Here is a 17,777-nt window from a genome sequence, read left to right as displayed (position 1 = left end):
GAAGCCAGACATGCTCATCGCCGTCGTCGGCCCCACGGCCGCCGGCAAGTCCGACCTAGGCGTGGAGCTCGCGCTCGCCATGAACGGCGAGGTCATCAACGCCGACTCGATGCAGCTCTACCGCGGCATGGACATCGGCACGGCCAAGCTCACCGCCGAAGAGCGCAAGGGCGTACCCCATCACCTGCTCGACGTCTGGGACGTCACCACGCCCGCCAGCGTCGCCGAGTACCAGGAGCTCGCGGACGCGGCCATCGCGGACATCGAGGCCCGCGGCAAGGTCCCCGTCCTGGTGGGCGGCTCCGGCCTCTATATCAGGGCCGCGCTCGGCGACCTGGAGTTCCCCGGCACCGACGAGGGGATCCGCGAGCGGCTCGAAGCCGAGCTCGCGGTCACCGGTCCGGCACCGCTCTATGCCCGCCTGAAAGAAGCGGACCCGCTCGCGGCGCAGGCCATCCTGCCGACCAACGGCCGCAGGATCGTCCGCGCCCTGGAGGTCATCGAGCTGTCCGGCCGTCCGTTCAGCGCGACGATGCCCGGCTACGACGCGGGCCGTCCCGCGATACAGATCGGCGTCCAGGTGGACCGCCCCGAGCTCGACCGCAGGATCGACGCACGCGTCGACCGCATGTGGGCGGCCGGCTTCGATGATGAGGTCAGGCACCTGGCCGCGCACGGCCTGCGCGACGGCAGGACCGCCAGCCGCGCGCTCGGCTACCAGCAGATGCTCCGCCACCTCGACGGCGAGTGGACCCTGGACCAGGCACGCGACGAGACGGCCCGCACCACCAGGCGCTTCGCCCGTCGCCAGGAATCCTGGTTCAGGAGAGACCCGCGCGTCCGCTGGCTGGCGTCGGGCGACGGACTGGCCGTCCGCGCCCTATCAGAAATAGCACTCGGAACGGGTTCGTAACTTCGCGTTTTCCCTCCCAATTCCCTGAAGGTCGCCTTCACCAGAATGACATCGTCTCATTACCTGCTGTAACTTACCCACCGTGAGTAAATAGCGTCTCACCATTCGTTGACTAGTCCTTTCGGGTGGTTCGCCCCCGCACCTGACCGCCGTTGTCATGACGCCGGGCCGTCGCGCGCAATCCCCGTCACTGTCTGTGTTCTGCGCTGGTCAGCGGCGCTCCGGAGACCCTCTTACCGGCCAGTAGCCAGTCCGGGCTATATGGCCGCAAACGTGCTCTTCCGCGTTTGGCCGCTGTAACGCTTCATGAGAGCCATTTTGGCTGGAAGGCCTGGTGAGAGGTTGCCGTTCGAGGACCGAGTAGCCAGGCGCGGAGCGACGTAAGGCTTTTTTTGAGCGCAGGCAGCAGGCGAAACGGCAGCAGCAAATTCGGCCCGTTCAACCGGTCCACGCCCACTCTTCGTGACCGATCAGGCTACGAGGAGCCCACCGAGCCGCAGGCAGCGGACGGTCGCGCTCAGGAGTACACCGGGCGGCATGCGATCTCCCGGGGCAAGGCGACCCGCAAGCGGGTCGGCAAGGTCGTTCCGGTCGCGGTGGCAGCCGCAGCCGTCGTGGCCGGGGCGGCCTCCTACAGCCTGGCCGGGACAGGCAAGCCCAGCGCGGCACAGCTCAACGACGCGCTGACGATCCCCGCGTCGAACATCTCGCCGAGCATCGGCGCGGGCCACGCCAAGGCCGCGAGCTCCTCCCTGATCCAGGCCACGAAGAAGGCCGTCGGCCACGCCGCCAAGCCGGCCGCCAAGCACACCGCCGCCGCCAAGCACACGGCGAGCGCGCCGGCGACGCACACCGCGGCCGCCAAGCCCGCCTCCGCTCCGGCCGCCAACACCGCGACCGCGACCGCGACCGCGAGTGCCACCCAGGCGACCGCCACCCAGGCGACCGCCACCCAGGCGGCTGGCACGACGGTGAGCTGCAATGGCGGCGGCCTGCTCCCGGTGAACGTCACCGCGATCGTCAGCTTCCTGCTGGCCAACGGCTATAGCCACAACGCCGCCGCGGGCATCGCCGGCAATATCTACCAGGAGTCCAAGGGCAACCCCGAGTCGGTGGGGATGGGCGGCGGCGGCCTGATCGGCTGGACCCCGCTCCAGTCCGGCATGGTCACCGGCAACTACAGCGCCGACCTGCAGACGCAGCTCAAGGCCCTGCTGACCTACAACCAGATCTGGTCCGGGTACATCCCGGCGCTGAACTCGGCGTCGTCCCCGGCGTCGGCCGCGTACATCTACGTCACGGACTTCGAGCGCGCCGGCATCCCCGCCGCCTCGACCCGCGAGCAGGCCGCCACCGACGTGGCCGCCGCCTGCGGCCTCTAGGCCGCCCCGCTCCCGGCGACATCTGGAAACGGGCCCGGCCCACGCGCATGACGCGTAGGCCGGGCCCGTCTCCGTGTGCGCCCGCTCCCCGCCCGCTCCCCGCCCGCACGCCACCAAGCCCCGCTCACGCGCCACCCGGTCGCACGGCCCGACCGCGCATCTTCGCTTAGCCGGCGACCATGATCATGTCCGGTTTACGGCTTATGTCGCACGCTCCGTTAAGCAATGCGAACCTATCCGTCCAGCCGGTACGCCCGCAGGGCGTTCTCCGCGCCGATCAGCCGCGTGACGCGCTCGGCGTCGGCGAGGCCCATGTCCCCGTCGTCGAGCCTGCCGGCCAGAAAGGACGAGAGCGCGCGGCGGAAGAGCAGCGTCCCCAGGTAGTACAGCTCGGGCAGCCCGAACGCGTCGGACGAGAACAGGAACTTCCGCAGCGGCACCATCTCGAGCGCCTCGGCGAGCAGCGCGGTCGCCCGCGCGCCCGCGTTGTGCGTGGCAAGGCCCAGGTCCGCATATACCAGCGGGAAGACCTGGGCCAGGTACCCGGCCTCCCGGTGATACGGGTAGTTGTGCAGCAGCATCACCGGGGCCCCGGTCGGCTCCAGCGCCCGCAGCAGCCCGGTCAGCAGCAGCGGATTGCACCGGTGCAGGTCCACGTCCCTGTCGCCGTAGCCGACGTGGAACTGGATCGGCAGTCCAAGGTCCGCACCGCACCAGATGACGAACCGGTGCAGCACCTCGTCGGCCAGCCGCGGCACTCTGCCCCCTTCACCGGTGCCGCCGTCGCCGCCCTCGTCGCCGCCGTCCCCCTTGTAGCCGCCATGGCCGTCGTCGCCCGCGTCGTAGCGACCGCCGAGCCACCGCGACACGGCCGCGACGACCTCCGCGTCCGCTGGCCGCCGCCCGTCGAGGTCGAGGCCGACGCGGTACGCCGCGATCGACTTCAGGCCGGCGACGCTGACCCCGGACCCGCCGTGCCCGGCGACGCGCTCGCTCAGCGCCGCCCGGTAGGCGTCGGGGAAGGCCGCGGCGCTCACCCCGGTGCCGGCGAGCGACTCAGCGACCTGCTCGAGGCGGACGATCTCGAACGCCGCCGCCCCGGCGAACCCCGCCGTCTCCGCGGGGGACAGCAGCCCGCCCGGCGCGTACCCGGTGTCCACGCACAGCGCGCGCAGCCCGCAGGCGTCAAGGAACCGCCGGTTGACCTCCGCGGGGTCGAGCCCGGCGCGCCGCTCGGCATAGTCCTCGATGCTCGCGTGCGACTCGAGCCCGAGCAACGGCGGGCACCAGCGCCGGAAGGCGAGCCCGGCCAGCGAGTCGAATGCCATCCCGTCCGCCACCGCGGCGCCGTCGGCCTCGTTGAGCAGCCCGGCCAGGTCGCCGCCTGCTCGCAGCACCCCGTGGCAGTGATGGTCGACGAGCGGCTGCGCGGCGACAAAGGGAAGCACGGACGGCTGCGCGACGGACATGCTGCTCATCGTACGACGGGGGAGTTTCGCGATGGAATTCCCGTGATTCTCGCTGACGCGGGTGACGATGCCGCATTCCTGATAAAGGCGAGAGTCCCGGCGCGATGAAATGCCTTCCGTGGGATTACTGATGAAAGCATCGCCTCAAGAATCTCTTGTGACATGCAATATCCCTGCCGCCAGCGAGCCCAGCAGCCAATATCACATAGAGTGAGCACTGCTGAACTATTTGTGATTTTTTTGCCCGCAAGGTCTGGGTATTTCGGGCATCGGTCGTTATATTCAAAGCAAGAGACAGCCGATGAAAGATCGAAGCGCAATCTCCGCGCCAAGGTCTGTTACGGAGAGTAATTCCAGACGGACTCGGAGTAACTGATGACCGACGCAAATCACCTCGCGAACGGCCACAAGCTCGATGCGCAGTCCGCGGGCATTACTCCCGCTATCTCTAACGGAACGTCCGGAATCGGTGCGCCGGCCGGGGATGAGACCCGGCAGGCACCCGATTCCGGCGGGGCCGGCGCCAGGCAGCGGCCGCCTGGCGCGGCAAGTCCGGCGGGCTGGTTCCCGTCGCCGGCCGGGGAAGCGGCCCCCCCGGTCCGGAACAGGGAACCAGTCCGCTCGGGTGAGACCGTGCCCGACGCGGAACCGGACCCACGGCCGACCTCCTGGTACCGGATACCTGGCCCGCTGTCTCCCGGAGCGCGGCGCCTGTTCATCACCCCACCGAGCTCGGCGAGCCCCGCTCCCCAGGCCGGGACGGACAGCCCCGAGGCGAATGCGGACGCCCCGGCGCCACACTGGCCGCTGATCGCCAAGCGGGACCCGCGAAACATCCCCGTGGTCGGCCCGACAGAAGCCCTGCGCGCCCGGTCCGGCGCCCCGAGCGTCGACGCGTCACAGAGCCCCGTCCCCGTCCCGGCCAACCCGGAGCGCGTTGTGTCGGCCGGCCTGGAGCGCCCAGTCCCGGCCGGCCAGGATGCCCCCGTCCCGGCCGGCCAGGATGCCCCCGTCCCGGCCGGCCAGGACCGCGAGTCCGGCTGGCAGCTGGCGCAGCGCGCCTGGCGGGATTCCGGTCGCGACTGGGAGACCGTCCCCGGCCGCCCGCCGGTTCCCGGCCCTCGGTACCCGGATACCTTGGCCCGCAGCCCCTACGGATCCGGCCCGTATGCGCCCGACGCCTACCGGCCCGACCCGTACGCTCCCGGCGCCTATGACGCCCCGCCGTACGCGCCCGACATCTTCGCGCCCGATCCGTACGCCATCGACCCGTACGCGGCGGACGATTACCCAGCGGACGGTTACCCCGCCGACCAGCACGCTCCCAGCATGTATGCCCCGGCGCCGCCCGCTTCCGACACGTACGCCGCTGGCCGCGAGGACGCCGGTGCCGAGGACGCGGTGCCGTATCGCCCCGGTTCCGGTGCGTCGCGGTTCGACCGGAAGGACCGGGACGCGACGCGCATCGACTTCGGGATGCCGTACCGGCCACCAGCCGCCCCTCCGGTCCGGCACCCTGTCACCCCGCTCGCTCCGCGCTTCTATCCAGCAGACCCGCCCGCCGCGAACGACGGTCCGCGCACCCGCGGTTCATCCGCTTACGGCTTCCAGCTAGGGGATCAGGACGCAGCAGACGCAGGAGCAGAAGACGCCTACGCGGACGATCGGTATGCCGACAACCCGGATGACCCAGCGGCCGCGCTCGGCGCGGACCCCCATTGGGCAGGCGAACCGCTGGACTCGCGCTACGCGGCGGCACCGGTCCTCGAAGACTCCAGGACCGGGGTAGGGCCCTGGCCGGTCCAGCCGTTCACGGGCGACCCAGAGCACCGCGCGGCCGGCGGGCCCGCGGACGCGATGGCAGCAGGCGGCGGCCAGGCATCGCCGACTCTGAGGTACGCGCGGCAGCCACCGCCGCTGCCCAGGCGCACGCCGCAGCGCGACCCGGGCTGGAATGCCGAGACGCCAGACAGCCTTCCCGGCCGCCCGGCGCAGGACGACCGAGGCGGCGAGCAGGCGCAGCCTCACCGCAGCGGCCAGGTGCGGCTGCCGTCGGCACCTGCCCCGGCGCCGCTGAGCGCGACACAGTTCACCGCTCCCGGCGCGCAGTTCACCGGTCCCGCCGCGCTCAGCGAGTCGGACGAACTTTTCCGCGCGTGGCAGGGATCGGTGCGCGACGCCGCTGGCCCGCGCACCCGCCGCCCGGCCGGCGCGGCACGGCGTGGCCGCGCCTGGCAGGTGGCGAAGATCGGGGTGCCTGCCGTGGTCATCGTGACCGTGGGCGCCGGCGCCCTGCTGATGCTGACTGGGCGCGCCAACGAGATGCTGGCCGAGCGGTCAAGCACCGGGACGGCCCGCACGGGCCAGGCGACGAGCACCACCGCGAGCATGATCCTGGCCGGCTACCCGGGCAGGCGAGGCGGCGTGACGGTGGCCGCGATGTGGTCGGCGTCGGGCACCATCGTCGCCGTCGGCATGGCGGACGGGCACCCCGCCATCTGGCGGCGTGCGCTCAACGGCGGCTGGCCCCTGGTATCGGCCGCCGACCTCGGCACCATGTCCGGGCACCTGACCTCGGTTGCCCACGGGCCATCCGGCTGGATCGCGGTCGGCTCCGTGACCGCCAACGGGGTGGCACAACCCATGGTGTACACGTCGGCAGACGGCGTGACATGGCGGACCGTGCCTTCCCTCACCGCGATGGCCCGCAGCGACGCCCAGTTCCTCGGCGTCGCCGCGGGCCCCGGCGGCTACCTGGTGGTGGGCAGGGAGGGCACGGGCAGGCAGAAGTTCGCCCAGTTGTGGTGGTCAGCCGACCTGGCCAACTGGACGGCGGGCGGCAGCAGCGGCTACCACAACTCGCTCGCCATCGCCGCCGTCGCCGACGGCGACGGCTTCGTGGCGGCGGGCTCGCAGGCGGACTGCCACACGATCTGGACCTCGTCTGACGGCATGCACTGGACCACGCACGACGTCACCAGGCCGGCCGGCGCGCGGACCGCGACACTGCGCTACGCGGCGGCGGGCCGGGGCGGACGCGTGGTGGCGGCGGGCTTCGCCACCAACGACGCCGGCGGCATCCCCATCGTGGTGACGACCGACCGGGGCGGCGCCCACATCACCCAGATCGTGCTGCCGACCGGCGGCGTTCCCGGCGTGGTCACCGGGGTGACCGCCACCGGCAGCGGCTTCGTGGCCGCGGGCATGATCGGGCCGGCCAAGGCGCAGCGCGCGGTCACCTGGACCTCCGCGGACGGGCTGACCTGGTCCGCCGCCACTCCGCTCAGCCCCGCGACGGGTACCACGATCACCGCGCTGACCACCTCAGGCGGTAACGTCACCGGCACCCTGCAGCGCGGCATGGACCCCGCGGTGCTGACGCTGCCCGCCCCGTAGCCCCGCCCAGCACCGCCGCCGCGGAACGGTCCGCGCAGCGATACGGGCAGTGCCACCCGCGAAGCCTGACCGTCCGCCGCAATAACCCGGCAAATTTCACAAATCAGTCATTCATACGGGACTCATGGTCTGAAACTTTTCTCCTGGTGGAAACAAAAACCCCGATCTGGGGGAAAAGTTTCCGTTGTAAACCGAATTTCCATAATCATGTTCGACAGTCTGAGGTGGCCGTGATCCGCGGGACGCATGGGAGTCAGGTGAGTGGGACTCCGTTGATCGAGGCGTCCAGAATCTCGGCGGTGTGGGCCGTCCGCAGTTCGATGCCGCGGGCCGCGAGCGAGGAAGAGATCTGCAGCGTGCAGCCGGGGTTGGCCGAGATGAGCAGGGAGGCGCCCGAGGCCTCCACCGAGTCGGCCTTCCGCGCGCCGAGCTCCCGCGCCGCTTCCGGCTGGAGCAGGTTGTAGACGCCCGCCGAGCCGCAGCAGAGCCCGGCGTCACGCAGTTCCACCAGTTCAAGCTCGGGGATGGCGCGCAGCAGCGCGCGCGGCGCCGCGGTGATCCGCTGCGCGTGCCCCAGGTGGCAGGCGTCGTGGTACGCGGCGCGGGCGGGCACCGGATGCCGCCGCGCGACTGGGCCCAGCGCGTCGAGGAACTCCGCGAGGTCGCGGACCTTGGCCGACAGCGCGGCCGCCCGTCGCGCCCAGTCCGGTGAGTCCGCGAACAACCGCTCGTACTCCTTCATCGCCGACCCGCAGCCGGCCGAGTTGACGACGATCGTGTCGACGCGCGCCGCCTCGAACGTCTCGATCGTCTGCTGGGCGAACCTGATCGCCTCGGCTGCCCGCCCGGAGTGCAGCGAAAGCGCGCCGCAGCATCCTTGCGAGCGCGGAATGATCACGTCGCAGCCCTCGGCGGCGAGCACCCGTGCGGTCGCCGCGTTGACCCGCGGGAAGAACACCGACTGCACGCACCCGGTGAGCATGCCGACCACGGCGCGCCGCTCGCCGCGGGCCGCGACTCTGGACGGGAGCCGCCCGGCCGGCATCGCACCCGACGCAGGCGGCGCCAGCCGCAGCGCCTGCTCGGCGGCGGGGGAGAGCCGCCCCATCAGTCCGGTCCGCGCGATTGCCTTGTCAAGACGGGTCCGCTGCAGCACGCGCAGCGGCGCCATCGCCGCCCGCAGCCGAGCCGGGTACGGGAACAGCGCGAAGATCGCCTCCCGCGTCGCCCGGTCGCGCAGCGAACGGCGCGCCTCGGGCACCGAACCGCCGGGTGCGCGCCCCGCAGGCCCAAGTCCGCCCGCCACCTCCGCCGAGCCGCCCGCGGCGGAACCCCCGGCGGACAAGGCGGACGAGGCATCGGCAGCCGAGCCCTCGGCACCCGCCGCCTCGGTCCACTCCCGGGCCGCCTCGATGATCTGGTCGTACTGCACACCCGACGGGCACGCGGTCATGCAGGCCATGCAGCCGAGGCACCGGTCGAAGTGCTCGCCCGCTGCCGCGGTCAGCGGTGCGCCGTCGAGCAACTGGCCGACCAGGTGAATCCGCCCGCGCGGCGAGTCCATCTCCTCCCCCCACAACTCGTAGGTGGGGCAGACGGGCAGGCAGAACCCGCAGTGCACGCAGTCCTGCACCGCCGAACGGATGCGCTGCTCCGCCCCGGAAGCCCCGCCGTTGCTGTCCGCAACCGGACCCGCCACGTCGTCACTCATGCAACATCCCTCACAGACCCTCGGAAGACCGGACGCAAGTCAAGAAGCAAGACCGGAAGAAAGACCGGGAAGACGACCGGATGACCGGCATCGGTCAGACCCCGTCAGGGAACCGCCCGGGCGCCAGCCGGTGCCCGGGGTCGAACTGGCCCTTGACGGATCGCATCAGCGCCAAGGCCGGCAGCGCCGGGTACATCCCGCCCCGCTCGGCGAGCGCCTCGCGCACGGATGCCGGCGCGGCGAGCGCCGTCACCGCGCCGCGCTCCTCGGCGAGCAAAGCCCGCAGCGCGGCGACGAACCCGGCCGCCGCCCCGGCCTCGGCCGACGCGCCGATCCTGATGTGCAGCACACCCGCGCCCGCGGATCCCGCGGTCAACGGCGACACGCCCGCCAGGGCAGCCGCGTCGTTCAGGGCGTCGAGCACCCGGCCGAGCGCCGATACCCAGAACGACACCTGGACGAGGGTCTCCCCGGTGCCGGCCGCCGGGGCGCCCGGCCACCAGTCCGGCGGTTCCGCCTGGACCGAGCCGGTGCCGAGCAGATCGGACAGCCGTGCCGACCGTGCGGCCACTCCCTCTGCCGAGCCCTCGATGAGCACGCCGACCGTGATCGGCCCGCCGGGCTCGGCCCGGGACAGCTCCACCGCGGAGGCGACGAGCGTCGAGTTCGCCGCGGCCGCGACCGCGTCGCACGCGACGGACACCGCGACGTACTCTGCCGTGACGTACGCTCGCGCGGCAGGCAGCGGATGCAGCCGGAAGATCGCCTCGCTGATGAGCCCGAGCGTCCCCGCGGAGCCCGCGAACAGCTTCCCGAGGTCGTAGCCCGCGACGTTCTTGACGACCTTCCCGCCGGACTTGGCCACGGTCCCGTCCGCGCGCACGATCGTGATCCCGATCAGCAGGTCGCGGGGGGTCCCGTAACGCAGCCGGCGCGGCCCGGCGAGACCGGACCCGATCACTCCGCCGATGGTCGCCTCGGCCGGCACGTCGAGCGCGATCTCCTGCCCGGCCCTGGCAAGCTCGGTCGCGACATCGCCCATCCTGGCGCCGGCCTGCACGCGAGCGACGAGGTCGCCCGACGCGTGCTCCACCACGGCGGACATGCCCGCCATGTCGATCATGAGGTCGCACCGCGACGGCGGCACCCCCCAGCCGAGCCGCGACCCCCCGCCGCGCACCAGCACCGCGAGCTCGTGCTCGGCCGCCACCCGCAGCAGGGCAGACGCCTCCGCGGTGGAAGCAGGCGAGGCAACGAACGCGGGCCGCAAGCCCTCAGCGTCACCAGCGAGGATGGCGTCGCCAGCCGCGCCGTCGCGCACCTGTCCGCACACCGCGACCAGGGCTTTGCGCTGCACCTCAAGCTCGGCGCTCACGGAAACCTCCCCGTCCCAAGCGGTCACGCCGCATCAAAAGATCTCCGCGCCGCGCGCAGTGGCCGGATGCGGACCCCGGCGATGACCGGGCACCTCGCCGCACAGCCGCGGGGTCGGGAACACCTTGCCCGGGTTGCACAGCGACGCCGGGTCGAACGCGCACCGGAGAAGCTGCATGGTGTCCAGGTCCTCCGCGGTAAACATCTTCGGCATGTAGCGAGACTTGTCCACCCCGACGCCGTGCTCGCCGGTGATGGAACCGCCGTAGGAAATGCACGCGTCGAGGATGGCACCCGACACCACCTCGGCTCGCTCCGCCTCGCCGGGCACCGCGTCGTTGTAGAGCACGAGCGGGTGCAGGTTCCCGTCGCCGGCGTGGAACACGTTCGCCACCCGGATGCCCGACTCCTCCGACAGCGCGGAGATCCGCGCGAGGACGTCGCCGAGCGCGGTGCGCGGCACCACGCCGTCCTGGACGATGTAGGCGGGGGAGAGCCGGCCGACCGCGGCGAACGCTGACTTGCGGCCGGCCCAGATCCCGGCCCGCTGCACCGGGTCGTCGGCCGCACGGATCTCCCGCGCCCCTGCCGCCTCACACAGCTCCCGAACGGTGGAGAGCTCCGCCTCCACCTCGGCCGATGGACCATCGAGTTCCACGAGCAGCACCGCGGAGGCGCCCTCGGGGTAACCGCAGTGCACCGCCGCCTCCGCCGCCTCGATGGACAGCGCGTCCATCATCTCGATCGCGGCCGGCACGATGCCCGCGGCGATGATGTCGGTGACCGCGCGCCCGCCCGCCTCGAGCGAGTCGTAGGCGGCGAGCACCAGGTGCACCGCCTCGGGGACCGGGGTCAGCTTGACGATGATCTTGGTGACGATGCCGAGCGTGCCCTCGGACCCGGTGAACGCGCCGAGCAGGTCATAGCCGGCCAGCACGCCGGTGCCGTCGCCGAGCCAGGTCAGCTCGCCTGCGGGCGTGACGATCTCCAGGCCGAGCACGTGGTTGACCGTGAACCCGTGCTTGAGGCAGTGCGCTCCGCCGGAGTTCTCCGCGACGTTACCGCCGACTGAGCAAACCACCTGCGACGACGGGTCGGGCGCGTAGAACAGCCCGTGCGGGGACGCCGCCTGGGTCACGGAAAGGTTCGTCACCCCCGGCTCGACGACCGCGCGCCGCGCCACCGGGTCGACCTCAAGGATCCGGCGCATGCGCGACATCACGATCAGCACGCCGGAGGCATGCGGAACGGCGCCGCCGGACAGTCCGGTGCCGCTGCCGCGCGCCACGAAAGGCACGCCGGCCGACGCGCACAAGCGCACGACCGCCGCGACCTCCTCGGCGGTTTCCGGCAGCACGACAAGGGCCGGGACAGTGCGGTGCGATGTCAGCCCGTCGCATTCGTAGGTGCGCAGCTCGAGCGGGTCGGTGAGCACGTCAGCGGCACCGCAGATCTTCCGCATGGCCGGAGCGAGCGACGCGGCGAGCGCGACGGACGGCGCGGCGGCAGGCGCCCCTGCCGAGGCACCCGCCCCGGTCGACGTGGAAGCCGTGCTGGTCATGGGCCGGACCCCTTTCCTACGGCATGCGTTCGTACGCGGGCAGCGTGAGGAACATCGTGTAGGCATCCATGAGCGCCACCTCGGTGAACAGCGCGACCGCCTGGCCGTACCTGGCGGCGTCGAAGCTCTCGCCGGTGAGCTCGCGGATCTTCATGAGCTCCTCATCGATCATGCGCTCCACCACGTCCCTTGTCACCAGCGGGCCGTCGTCGAGGATGACCTCGTTGTGTATCCACTGCCAGATCTGGGACCTGGAGATCTCCGCGGTCGCCGCGTCCTCCATCAGGTTGAAGATCGCCACTGCCCCGCTGCCAGAGAGCCAGGAGGCCAGGTACTGCAGCGCGACGGAGATGTTGTTCCGCAGCCCCGCCTCGGTGATGCCGCCGGGTGTCTTGTCGATGGCGAGCAGGTCGGCGGGGGTCACCGAGACCTCGGGCCGTTGTCTGCCGACCTGGTTCGGCGATGTGCCGAGCACGGAATCAAAGACCGCGCGGCACACCGGCACCAGGTCCGGGTGCGCCACCCAGGAACCGTCGAATCCGTCCTCCGCCTCGCGGGTCTTGTCCTCGCGGACCATCGCGAACGCGATCTCGTTCACCGCGGCATCGCGGCGCGACGGTATGAACGCGGCCATGCCGCCCATGGCGAACGCGCCCCGCTTGTGGCAGGTCTGCACGAGCAGTTCGGTGTAGGCGCGCATGAACGGCGCGGTCATCGTGACGGCGTTCCGCTCGGGCAGCTCGAACTCCCTGCCCCGGTTGCGGAACTTTTTGATGATCGAGAACAGGTAGTCCCAGCGCCCCGCGTTCAGCCCCGCGCAGTGATGGCGCAGCTCGTAGAGGATCTCGTCCATCTCGAAGGCGGCGGTGATCGTCTCGATCAGCACCGTCGCGCGGATCGTGCCGCGCGGTATGCCTAGATGGTCCTGCGCGATGTTGAACGCGTCGTTCCATAGCCGGGCCTCACGGTGGCTTTCCAGCTTCGGCAGGTAGAAGTACGGTCCCTTCCCCTTGTCGAGCTGGCGCTGCGCGCAGCCGGCCATGTAGAGCGCGAAGTCCGTCAGGCTGGCAGAGGAACGCCGCCCGTCGATGAGGATGTGCTTCTCGTCCAGGTGCCAGCCGCGCGGCCGGACGACCATCGTGGCCAGTTCCGCGTCCGGCCGCAGCGCATAGGCCTTGCCCTCGGGCGAGGTGAAGTCGATCGTCCTGTCGAGCGCGTCCTTCAGGTTGAGCTGGCCCTCGATCATGTTCGACCAGAGCGGGGTGTTGGCGTCCTCGAAGTCGGCGAGCCAGACGTTGGCGCCGGAGTTGAGGGCGTTGAGCGTCATCTTCCTGTCGGTCGGCCCGGTGATCTCCACCCGCCGGTCGACGAGCCCGGGTGCCGGCGGCGCCACCTGCCAGATGGGGTCGGCGCGGATGATCGCGGTCTCCGGGAGGAAGTCGAGCGTGCCGCCGCGGGTCAGTTCGGCCTGTCGGTGCCGCCGGGCGGCGAGGGCCTCGAACCGCCGGTCCGCCAGCGCGTCGTGCAGCCGGACGAGCAGCTCAAGTGCCCGCGGTGAAAGGATCTCGACGTACCGTTCCTCGACGGGGCCGGTGATCTCTACGCGCTCGCGCATGGTCAGCTCCTTCCCCCCACGGCGTCCATCCTAGGCAAGGCCTGCGGGGATCACACGGAACGGTCCTCCGGCCGTGGGCGCGCGCCGAATTGGCGAGTGAGCTGACGAAAAGCGAACGTGGTAGGATTGTTAATCCTGCCAGGGCATTAAAAAAGCCAGTTCACACCGGCTCTCAGGAGTATATCAGCCATTATGGTAATTCGTCAATCGGATTCCGGCTCACCTCTCGCGGAAACTGTAACGGAAAACGTGGCGGAAAATAAAGGGGAAGGTACAGGGGAAAGCGCGGCGGAAACCCCCAGCTCCGGAGAAATTACCGAGACCGGCTACGCCGTCGCCCTGCGGGCCGAGCAGGAATACGTGTCGATGTTGTACGGCCTTCTCGACCAGGCGCGAGAGCGCAGCGTGCGCGAGCTGTCGAGCGTCCGCGCCCAGGGCGGCCCGGGCGGCACGCATCAGGCGCGACTCGAGCGGGACATTTCCGCGTCCGAGCAGGCGAGGCGCCTAGCGCAACTCGACCGTACCGAGCGCGGCCTATGCTTCGGCCGCACCGACGACGAAAAGCAGGCCACTCTTTACATTGGCAGAATTGGCCTGCGCGACGACAATTACGAGCTGAAGCTGATCGACTGGCGTGCTCCCGCCGCGCGGCCCTTTTATGCCGCCACGCCGCGCAATCCGGTCGGCCTTGTCCGCCGCCGCCACATCTACACGCGGCGCCGTCAGGTCACCGGCGTCGACGACGAGGTCTTCGACCTGGACAAGCTGTCGGACGAGGACAGGAGCACGCTGTCCGGCGAGGCCGCGCTCATCGCCGCGGTGAGCAGCGCGCGCACGGGGCGCATGGCGGATGTGGTCGCGACCATCCAGGCCGAGCAGGACCGGGTTATCCGCGCCGACCTGCCAGGCGTCCTCGTGGTACAGGGCGGCCCGGGCACCGGCAAGACCGTCGCCGCGCTGCACCGCGCCGCCTACCTGCTCTACACCCACCGCCGCATCCTTGAGCGCCGCGGCGTGCTCGTCATCGGCCCGAACGCCACGTTCCTGCGCTATATCGGCCAGGTGCTCCCGTCGCTCGGCGAGACCGACGTGGTGCTGCACACCCTCGGCGACCTGTTCCCCGGCGTGCACGCGACAGACACCCGCGACCCGGCCGCGGTGATCAAGGGCGACGAGCGGATGGTCCGCGTGCTGCAGCAGGCGGTCCGCGACCGGCAGACCGTGCCGAAGCAGGACGTCACCGTGAACGCCGACGGCGTGGAGATCCCGCTGCGGCGCGAGGCGATCCTGCGCGCGCGCGACCGCGCGAGGTCCACCCGCAGGCCGCACAACGTGGCGCGCAGGCTCTTCGTCACCGAGCTGCTCACCGAGCTCGCCAGGTCCGAGGCCAAGGTGCTGAACCGCCCGCTCGACGAGGAAGACCTCCCCGACGTGCGCGCCCGCCTCTGGGACACCAATGGCGTCAACGCGGCACTGGACGCGTTCTGGCCCCTGCTCACCCCGGAAATGCTGCTCTCCGCCCTGCTCGGGTCGCGGCAAGCGATCAGGTCCGCCGCCGGCTCCGTCTTGGATCATCCCGAACGGGAGCGGCTTACTCGCACCGCCCACCCGTCTCGCTGGACGGTGGCGGACGTCCCGCTGCTCGATGAGGCCGCGGAACTGCTCGGTGTGGACGACTCGGCGCAGAAGGCGGCGCGGCGCGCCGCGGAACGCGCCCGCCGCGCCGAGCAGGAGTACGCGCAGGAGGTCATCGACTCGGCCATCGTCCAGGGAATGGAGGTCTCCATGACGGTGGGCCAGCTTGGCATGCTGGACGCCGAGCAGCTGTCGGACTGGAACACCACGGGCGGGGTGGCGTTTTCCACCGCGGAGCGCGCCGCGGCCGACCGGACCTGGGCCTACGGCCACGTGATCATCGACGAGGCGCAGGAGCTGTCGGGGATGGCGTGGCGGATGGTGCTGCGCCGCAACCCGGCCCGCTCCATGACCGTGGTCGGCGACGTGGCGCAGACCGGCTCGCCTGCCGGGGCGACCTCCTGGAAGGAGATGCTCAACCCGCTGGTCGGCCGCCGCTGGCGCGAGGAGCGCCTCACGGTCAACTACCGCACCCCGGCGGAGATCATGGCGGTCGCGGCGGCGGTACTCGCCACGGTGTCGGACGAGCGCCCGCCGGAGTCGGTCCGCTCCGAGGGCGTCGGCCCCCGGGTGATCCGCGTCCCGTCGGCGTCCGGTGCCGGAGCGGATGCGGGGCAGGGCGCGCAGGCCCTGGCCGCGTGCGTGGCCGAGGCGGTCCGCGCGGACCTGGCCGAGATCGGCGGTCCGGACAACGGCCGGCTGGCTGTCATCGCCCCTGACGCGGTGATCGGCGTCCTGGCCGCGGCTGTCCCCGAGGCGATACCCGGCGACCAGCCGGAGTCCCTTGACTCGGCGGCGGCGCTGCTCACCGTCTCCCAGGCCAAGGGCCTCGAGTTCGACAGGGTGATCGTGACCGACCCGTCGGGCATCCTGTCCCAGTCGCAGAACGGCGCGCACGACCTGTACGTGGCCATCACCCGGGCGACCCACCGCCTGACCGTCGTCCACGAGGGTGACCTGCCCGCACCGCTGGCCACTCTGGACGCCTAACTCCCCGCCACGCGATGAATGTGCAATAGGAGGGCTCTACCGCGCACGCTTTCGCTTGCCTACGCTGGGTTACGTGGTTGAACGAAGTTTCCCGCGGACCGTCGCGCTGATCGGACTTGTGGGCACCCTGGGAGGGGCCGCGCTAACCGGCTTCTTCACGCTGGCTGCCAACGACCATACGTCCCCGCCGCCCCAGCCCCCGGTGACCACACCGGTCAGCTCTTCGGCGGCCAACCCCGTCGTCACCGGCAGCCTGGTCGCCAGCCAGACGCCGGCAGCGGGTTCCGCGACGCCGTCAGCCGCGCCGACCGCCGCCACCCAAGGGGCGACGGTGACCGGCGTGCCAAAGCGGATAGCGTCCGGCCAGCAGGTGACGCTGCACGGATCCGGTTTCCCGAGGGGCGGCGCGGTCCGGGTGACCTTCGCTACCTACCCCGGGGAGGACTACCAGGTGTCCTCCGCGCAGGCCGATGCACAGGGCACCTTCACCGTCACCATCAGCTCCGTTCTCCTTTCTACCGTCTGCGGGTACGACGGGCACCTCAACACGTGGGACGACAGCGGCGACCAGGGGCTGCTCACCAGCACCCCGCTCACCGTGGCCTGCTGACCCGCGACGCGAGCCGCCCGCGAGGCCTCGTCGCCCGGCCAGCGGGGTACGGTGCCAGGATGCACGAAGTCCTGAAGCTGATCGGGGAGCGCGGGCGGACCGGGAGCCAGCCAGGGCACCGTGCCGACGAGCACCGGATCGTGCTTTCCGTCGAGGGCGGCGGCATGCGCGGCACCGTGTCGGCCGGCATGGCGCTGGCGCTGCACGAGCTCGGCCTGGTTTCCGCGTTTGACGCGGTCTACGGCTCGTCGGCCGGCGCGATCACCGGAGCCTGGCTGGTCAGCTCGGAACCTGACCGGCTGCGCGGCTGGGCCGACCCGGACTACGCCAAGACGCTGATCCGCTGGTCGGCGCTGCTGCGCGGCCGCCCGGTCGTCGACGTGCGCGCGCTGGTCGAGGACGTGTACCAGACGGAGTTCCCGATGGACTTCGCCTCGATCCTCGCCAGCCCCGTCGAGTACCACCCGCTCGGCACGGACGCGGAGACGGGGGAGTCGACCGACCTGCGCCCGCTCATCGCCAGCCCGGCAGAGCTCCGGCTCGCGCTGCGGGCGAGCGCGTCGCTGCCGTTCCTGGCCGGACCGCCCGTGCAACTGCGCGGCCAGCGCTTCTACGACGCGGGCGTGGCGGAGTCGATCCCGTTCCGCACGCCGCACGCGCAGGGCGCGACGCACATCCTGATACTCCGCTCCCGCCGCCCGCTGGCGCTCGGCATTCCGGTGCCGCATGCAACTGGATCTCCAGCACCGCGCCCGGCCCGCTCGATCCGGCTGCTTGCCAGGACAACCCTGCGCAACGAGTCGCTGGCGCTGAAGACCGCCCTGCTCACCCGGCCCGCCAGGACCGCCGCTGACGTGGCCCGCATCGCCCTGCTCGAGGCCGAGGGAAAGGCGTTCATGATCTTCCCGCCCGCCTCGGTGCCCAAGGTAAGCCGTCTGACCACGGACGCCCGCCTGCTCGCGGCGGCCCTGGAATCCGGCCGCGAGTCCGTCCGCGAGGTGCTCGCGCCGTGACCACGGCGGCGACACGAGCAGCGCACAGATCCGCGCGGTGCTGGTGAAAAGGAAAGGCCGTACCCCGCCGGCGTGAAACCGGCGGGGTACGGCCTGGGACATTGTTAA

The 17,777-nt window shown here is 71.3% G+C and carries 11 protein-coding genes; 6 read left to right on the top strand and 5 right to left on the bottom strand.

The features are described 5' to 3' along the window. Positions 1 to 10: 10 nt before the first annotated feature. Together miaA and EAS64_RS43165 are read left to right on the top strand one after the other, a co-directional pair. Positions 11 to 913: a tRNA (adenosine(37)-N6)-dimethylallyltransferase MiaA gene (gene miaA, locus EAS64_RS01085; RefSeq protein ID WP_145850836.1), complete on the top strand. Its 903-nt coding sequence runs from the start codon at positions 11 to 13 to the stop codon at positions 911 to 913. Between the two features lie 392 nt (positions 914 to 1,305). Then, positions 1,306 to 2,295, top strand: coding sequence for a phage tail tip lysozyme (locus EAS64_RS43165; protein ID WP_187365601.1), 990 nt, complete (start codon positions 1,306 to 1,308; stop codon positions 2,293 to 2,295). 233 nt (positions 2,296 to 2,528) lie between these two features. On the opposite strand, the gene EAS64_RS01075 is transcribed toward EAS64_RS43165, so the two are convergent. Beyond that, the gene (locus EAS64_RS01075) at positions 2,529 to 3,764 is read right to left on the bottom strand and encodes an amidohydrolase family protein (protein WP_145850835.1); all 1,236 of its coding nucleotides are present in this window, start codon (positions 3,762 to 3,764) and stop codon (positions 2,529 to 2,531) included. 375 nt (positions 3,765 to 4,139) lie between these two features. Here EAS64_RS01075 and EAS64_RS01070 point away from each other — a divergent pair, with 375 nt between their 5' ends. Continuing rightward, on the top strand, positions 4,140 to 7,160 hold the full coding sequence (locus EAS64_RS01070) for a hypothetical protein (protein WP_145850834.1): 3,021 nt from the start codon (positions 4,140 to 4,142) through the stop codon (positions 7,158 to 7,160). A 253-nt stretch (positions 7,161 to 7,413) separates the two neighbouring features. Here EAS64_RS01070 and EAS64_RS01065 read toward each other — a convergent pair whose 3' ends face one another. The 4 genes from EAS64_RS01065 to aceB all read right to left on the bottom strand — a co-directional run bounded on the left by EAS64_RS01065 (position 7,414) and on the right by aceB (position 13,421). Further along, a complete protein-coding gene (locus EAS64_RS01065) occupies positions 7,414 to 8,871 on the bottom strand; it encodes a (Fe-S)-binding protein (protein WP_145850833.1) in 1,458 nt (485 codons plus the stop codon). A 94-nt stretch (positions 8,872 to 8,965) separates the two neighbouring features. Then, entirely contained in the window at positions 8,966 to 10,246 is a 1,281-nt protein-coding gene (locus EAS64_RS01060) for an FAD-binding oxidoreductase (RefSeq protein ID WP_222848911.1), read from the bottom strand. 33 nt (positions 10,247 to 10,279) lie between these two features. Next, on the bottom strand, positions 10,280 to 11,707 hold the full coding sequence (locus EAS64_RS01055) for an FAD-linked oxidase C-terminal domain-containing protein (RefSeq protein ID WP_222849089.1): 1,428 nt from the start codon (positions 11,705 to 11,707) through the stop codon (positions 10,280 to 10,282). Between the two features lie 115 nt (positions 11,708 to 11,822). Continuing rightward, entirely contained in the window at positions 11,823 to 13,421 is a 1,599-nt protein-coding gene (gene aceB / locus EAS64_RS01050) for a malate synthase A (RefSeq protein ID WP_145850831.1), read from the bottom strand. A 249-nt stretch (positions 13,422 to 13,670) separates the two neighbouring features. On the opposite strand from aceB, the gene EAS64_RS01045 reads away from it, so the two are divergent. The 3 genes from EAS64_RS01045 to EAS64_RS01035 all read left to right on the top strand — a co-directional run bounded on the left by EAS64_RS01045 (position 13,671) and on the right by EAS64_RS01035 (position 17,669). Beyond that, a complete protein-coding gene (locus EAS64_RS01045; RefSeq protein ID WP_342781996.1) occupies positions 13,671 to 16,046 on the top strand; it encodes a HelD family protein in 2,376 nt (791 codons plus the stop codon). Between the two features lie 73 nt (positions 16,047 to 16,119). After that, positions 16,120 to 16,656 carry a hypothetical protein gene (locus tag EAS64_RS01040; protein WP_145850830.1) on the top strand — a complete coding sequence of 179 codons (537 nt, stop codon included), beginning with the start codon at positions 16,120 to 16,122 and terminating at the stop codon, positions 16,654 to 16,656. A gap of 59 nt (positions 16,657 to 16,715) precedes the next feature. Further along, positions 16,716 to 17,669 carry a patatin-like phospholipase family protein gene (locus EAS64_RS01035; RefSeq protein WP_145850829.1) on the top strand — a complete coding sequence of 318 codons (954 nt, stop codon included), beginning with the start codon at positions 16,716 to 16,718 and terminating at the stop codon, positions 17,667 to 17,669. The last annotated feature ends 108 nt before the right edge of the window (positions 17,670 to 17,777 follow it).

The organism is Trebonia kvetii (genome assembly GCF_007827045.1).
GTDB classification, from domain to species: domain Bacteria; phylum Actinomycetota; class Actinomycetes; order Streptosporangiales; family Streptosporangiaceae; genus Trebonia; species Trebonia kvetii.
This window is presented reverse-complemented; position numbering and strand designations above follow the sequence as displayed.

Coding starts and splice junctions, on each gene's coding strand:
- EAS64_RS01065 (WP_145850833.1), bottom strand. CDS start 8,871: ATGAGTGACGACGTGGCGGGTCCGGTTGCGGACAGCAACGGCGGGGCT.
- EAS64_RS01055 (WP_222849089.1), bottom strand. CDS start 11,707: ATGCGGAAGATCTGCGGTGCCGCTGACGTGCTCACCGACCCGCTCGAG.
- EAS64_RS01070 (WP_145850834.1), top strand. CDS start 4,140: ATGACCGACGCAAATCACCTCGCGAACGGCCACAAGCTCGATGCGCAG.
- miaA (WP_145850836.1), top strand. CDS start 11: ATGCTCATCGCCGTCGTCGGCCCCACGGCCGCCGGCAAGTCCGACCTA.
- EAS64_RS01075 (WP_145850835.1), bottom strand. CDS start 3,764: ATGTCCGTCGCGCAGCCGTCCGTGCTTCCCTTTGTCGCCGCGCAGCCG.
- EAS64_RS01035 (WP_145850829.1), top strand. CDS start 16,716: ATGCACGAAGTCCTGAAGCTGATCGGGGAGCGCGGGCGGACCGGGAGC.
- aceB (WP_145850831.1), bottom strand. CDS start 13,421: ATGCGCGAGCGCGTAGAGATCACCGGCCCCGTCGAGGAACGGTACGTC.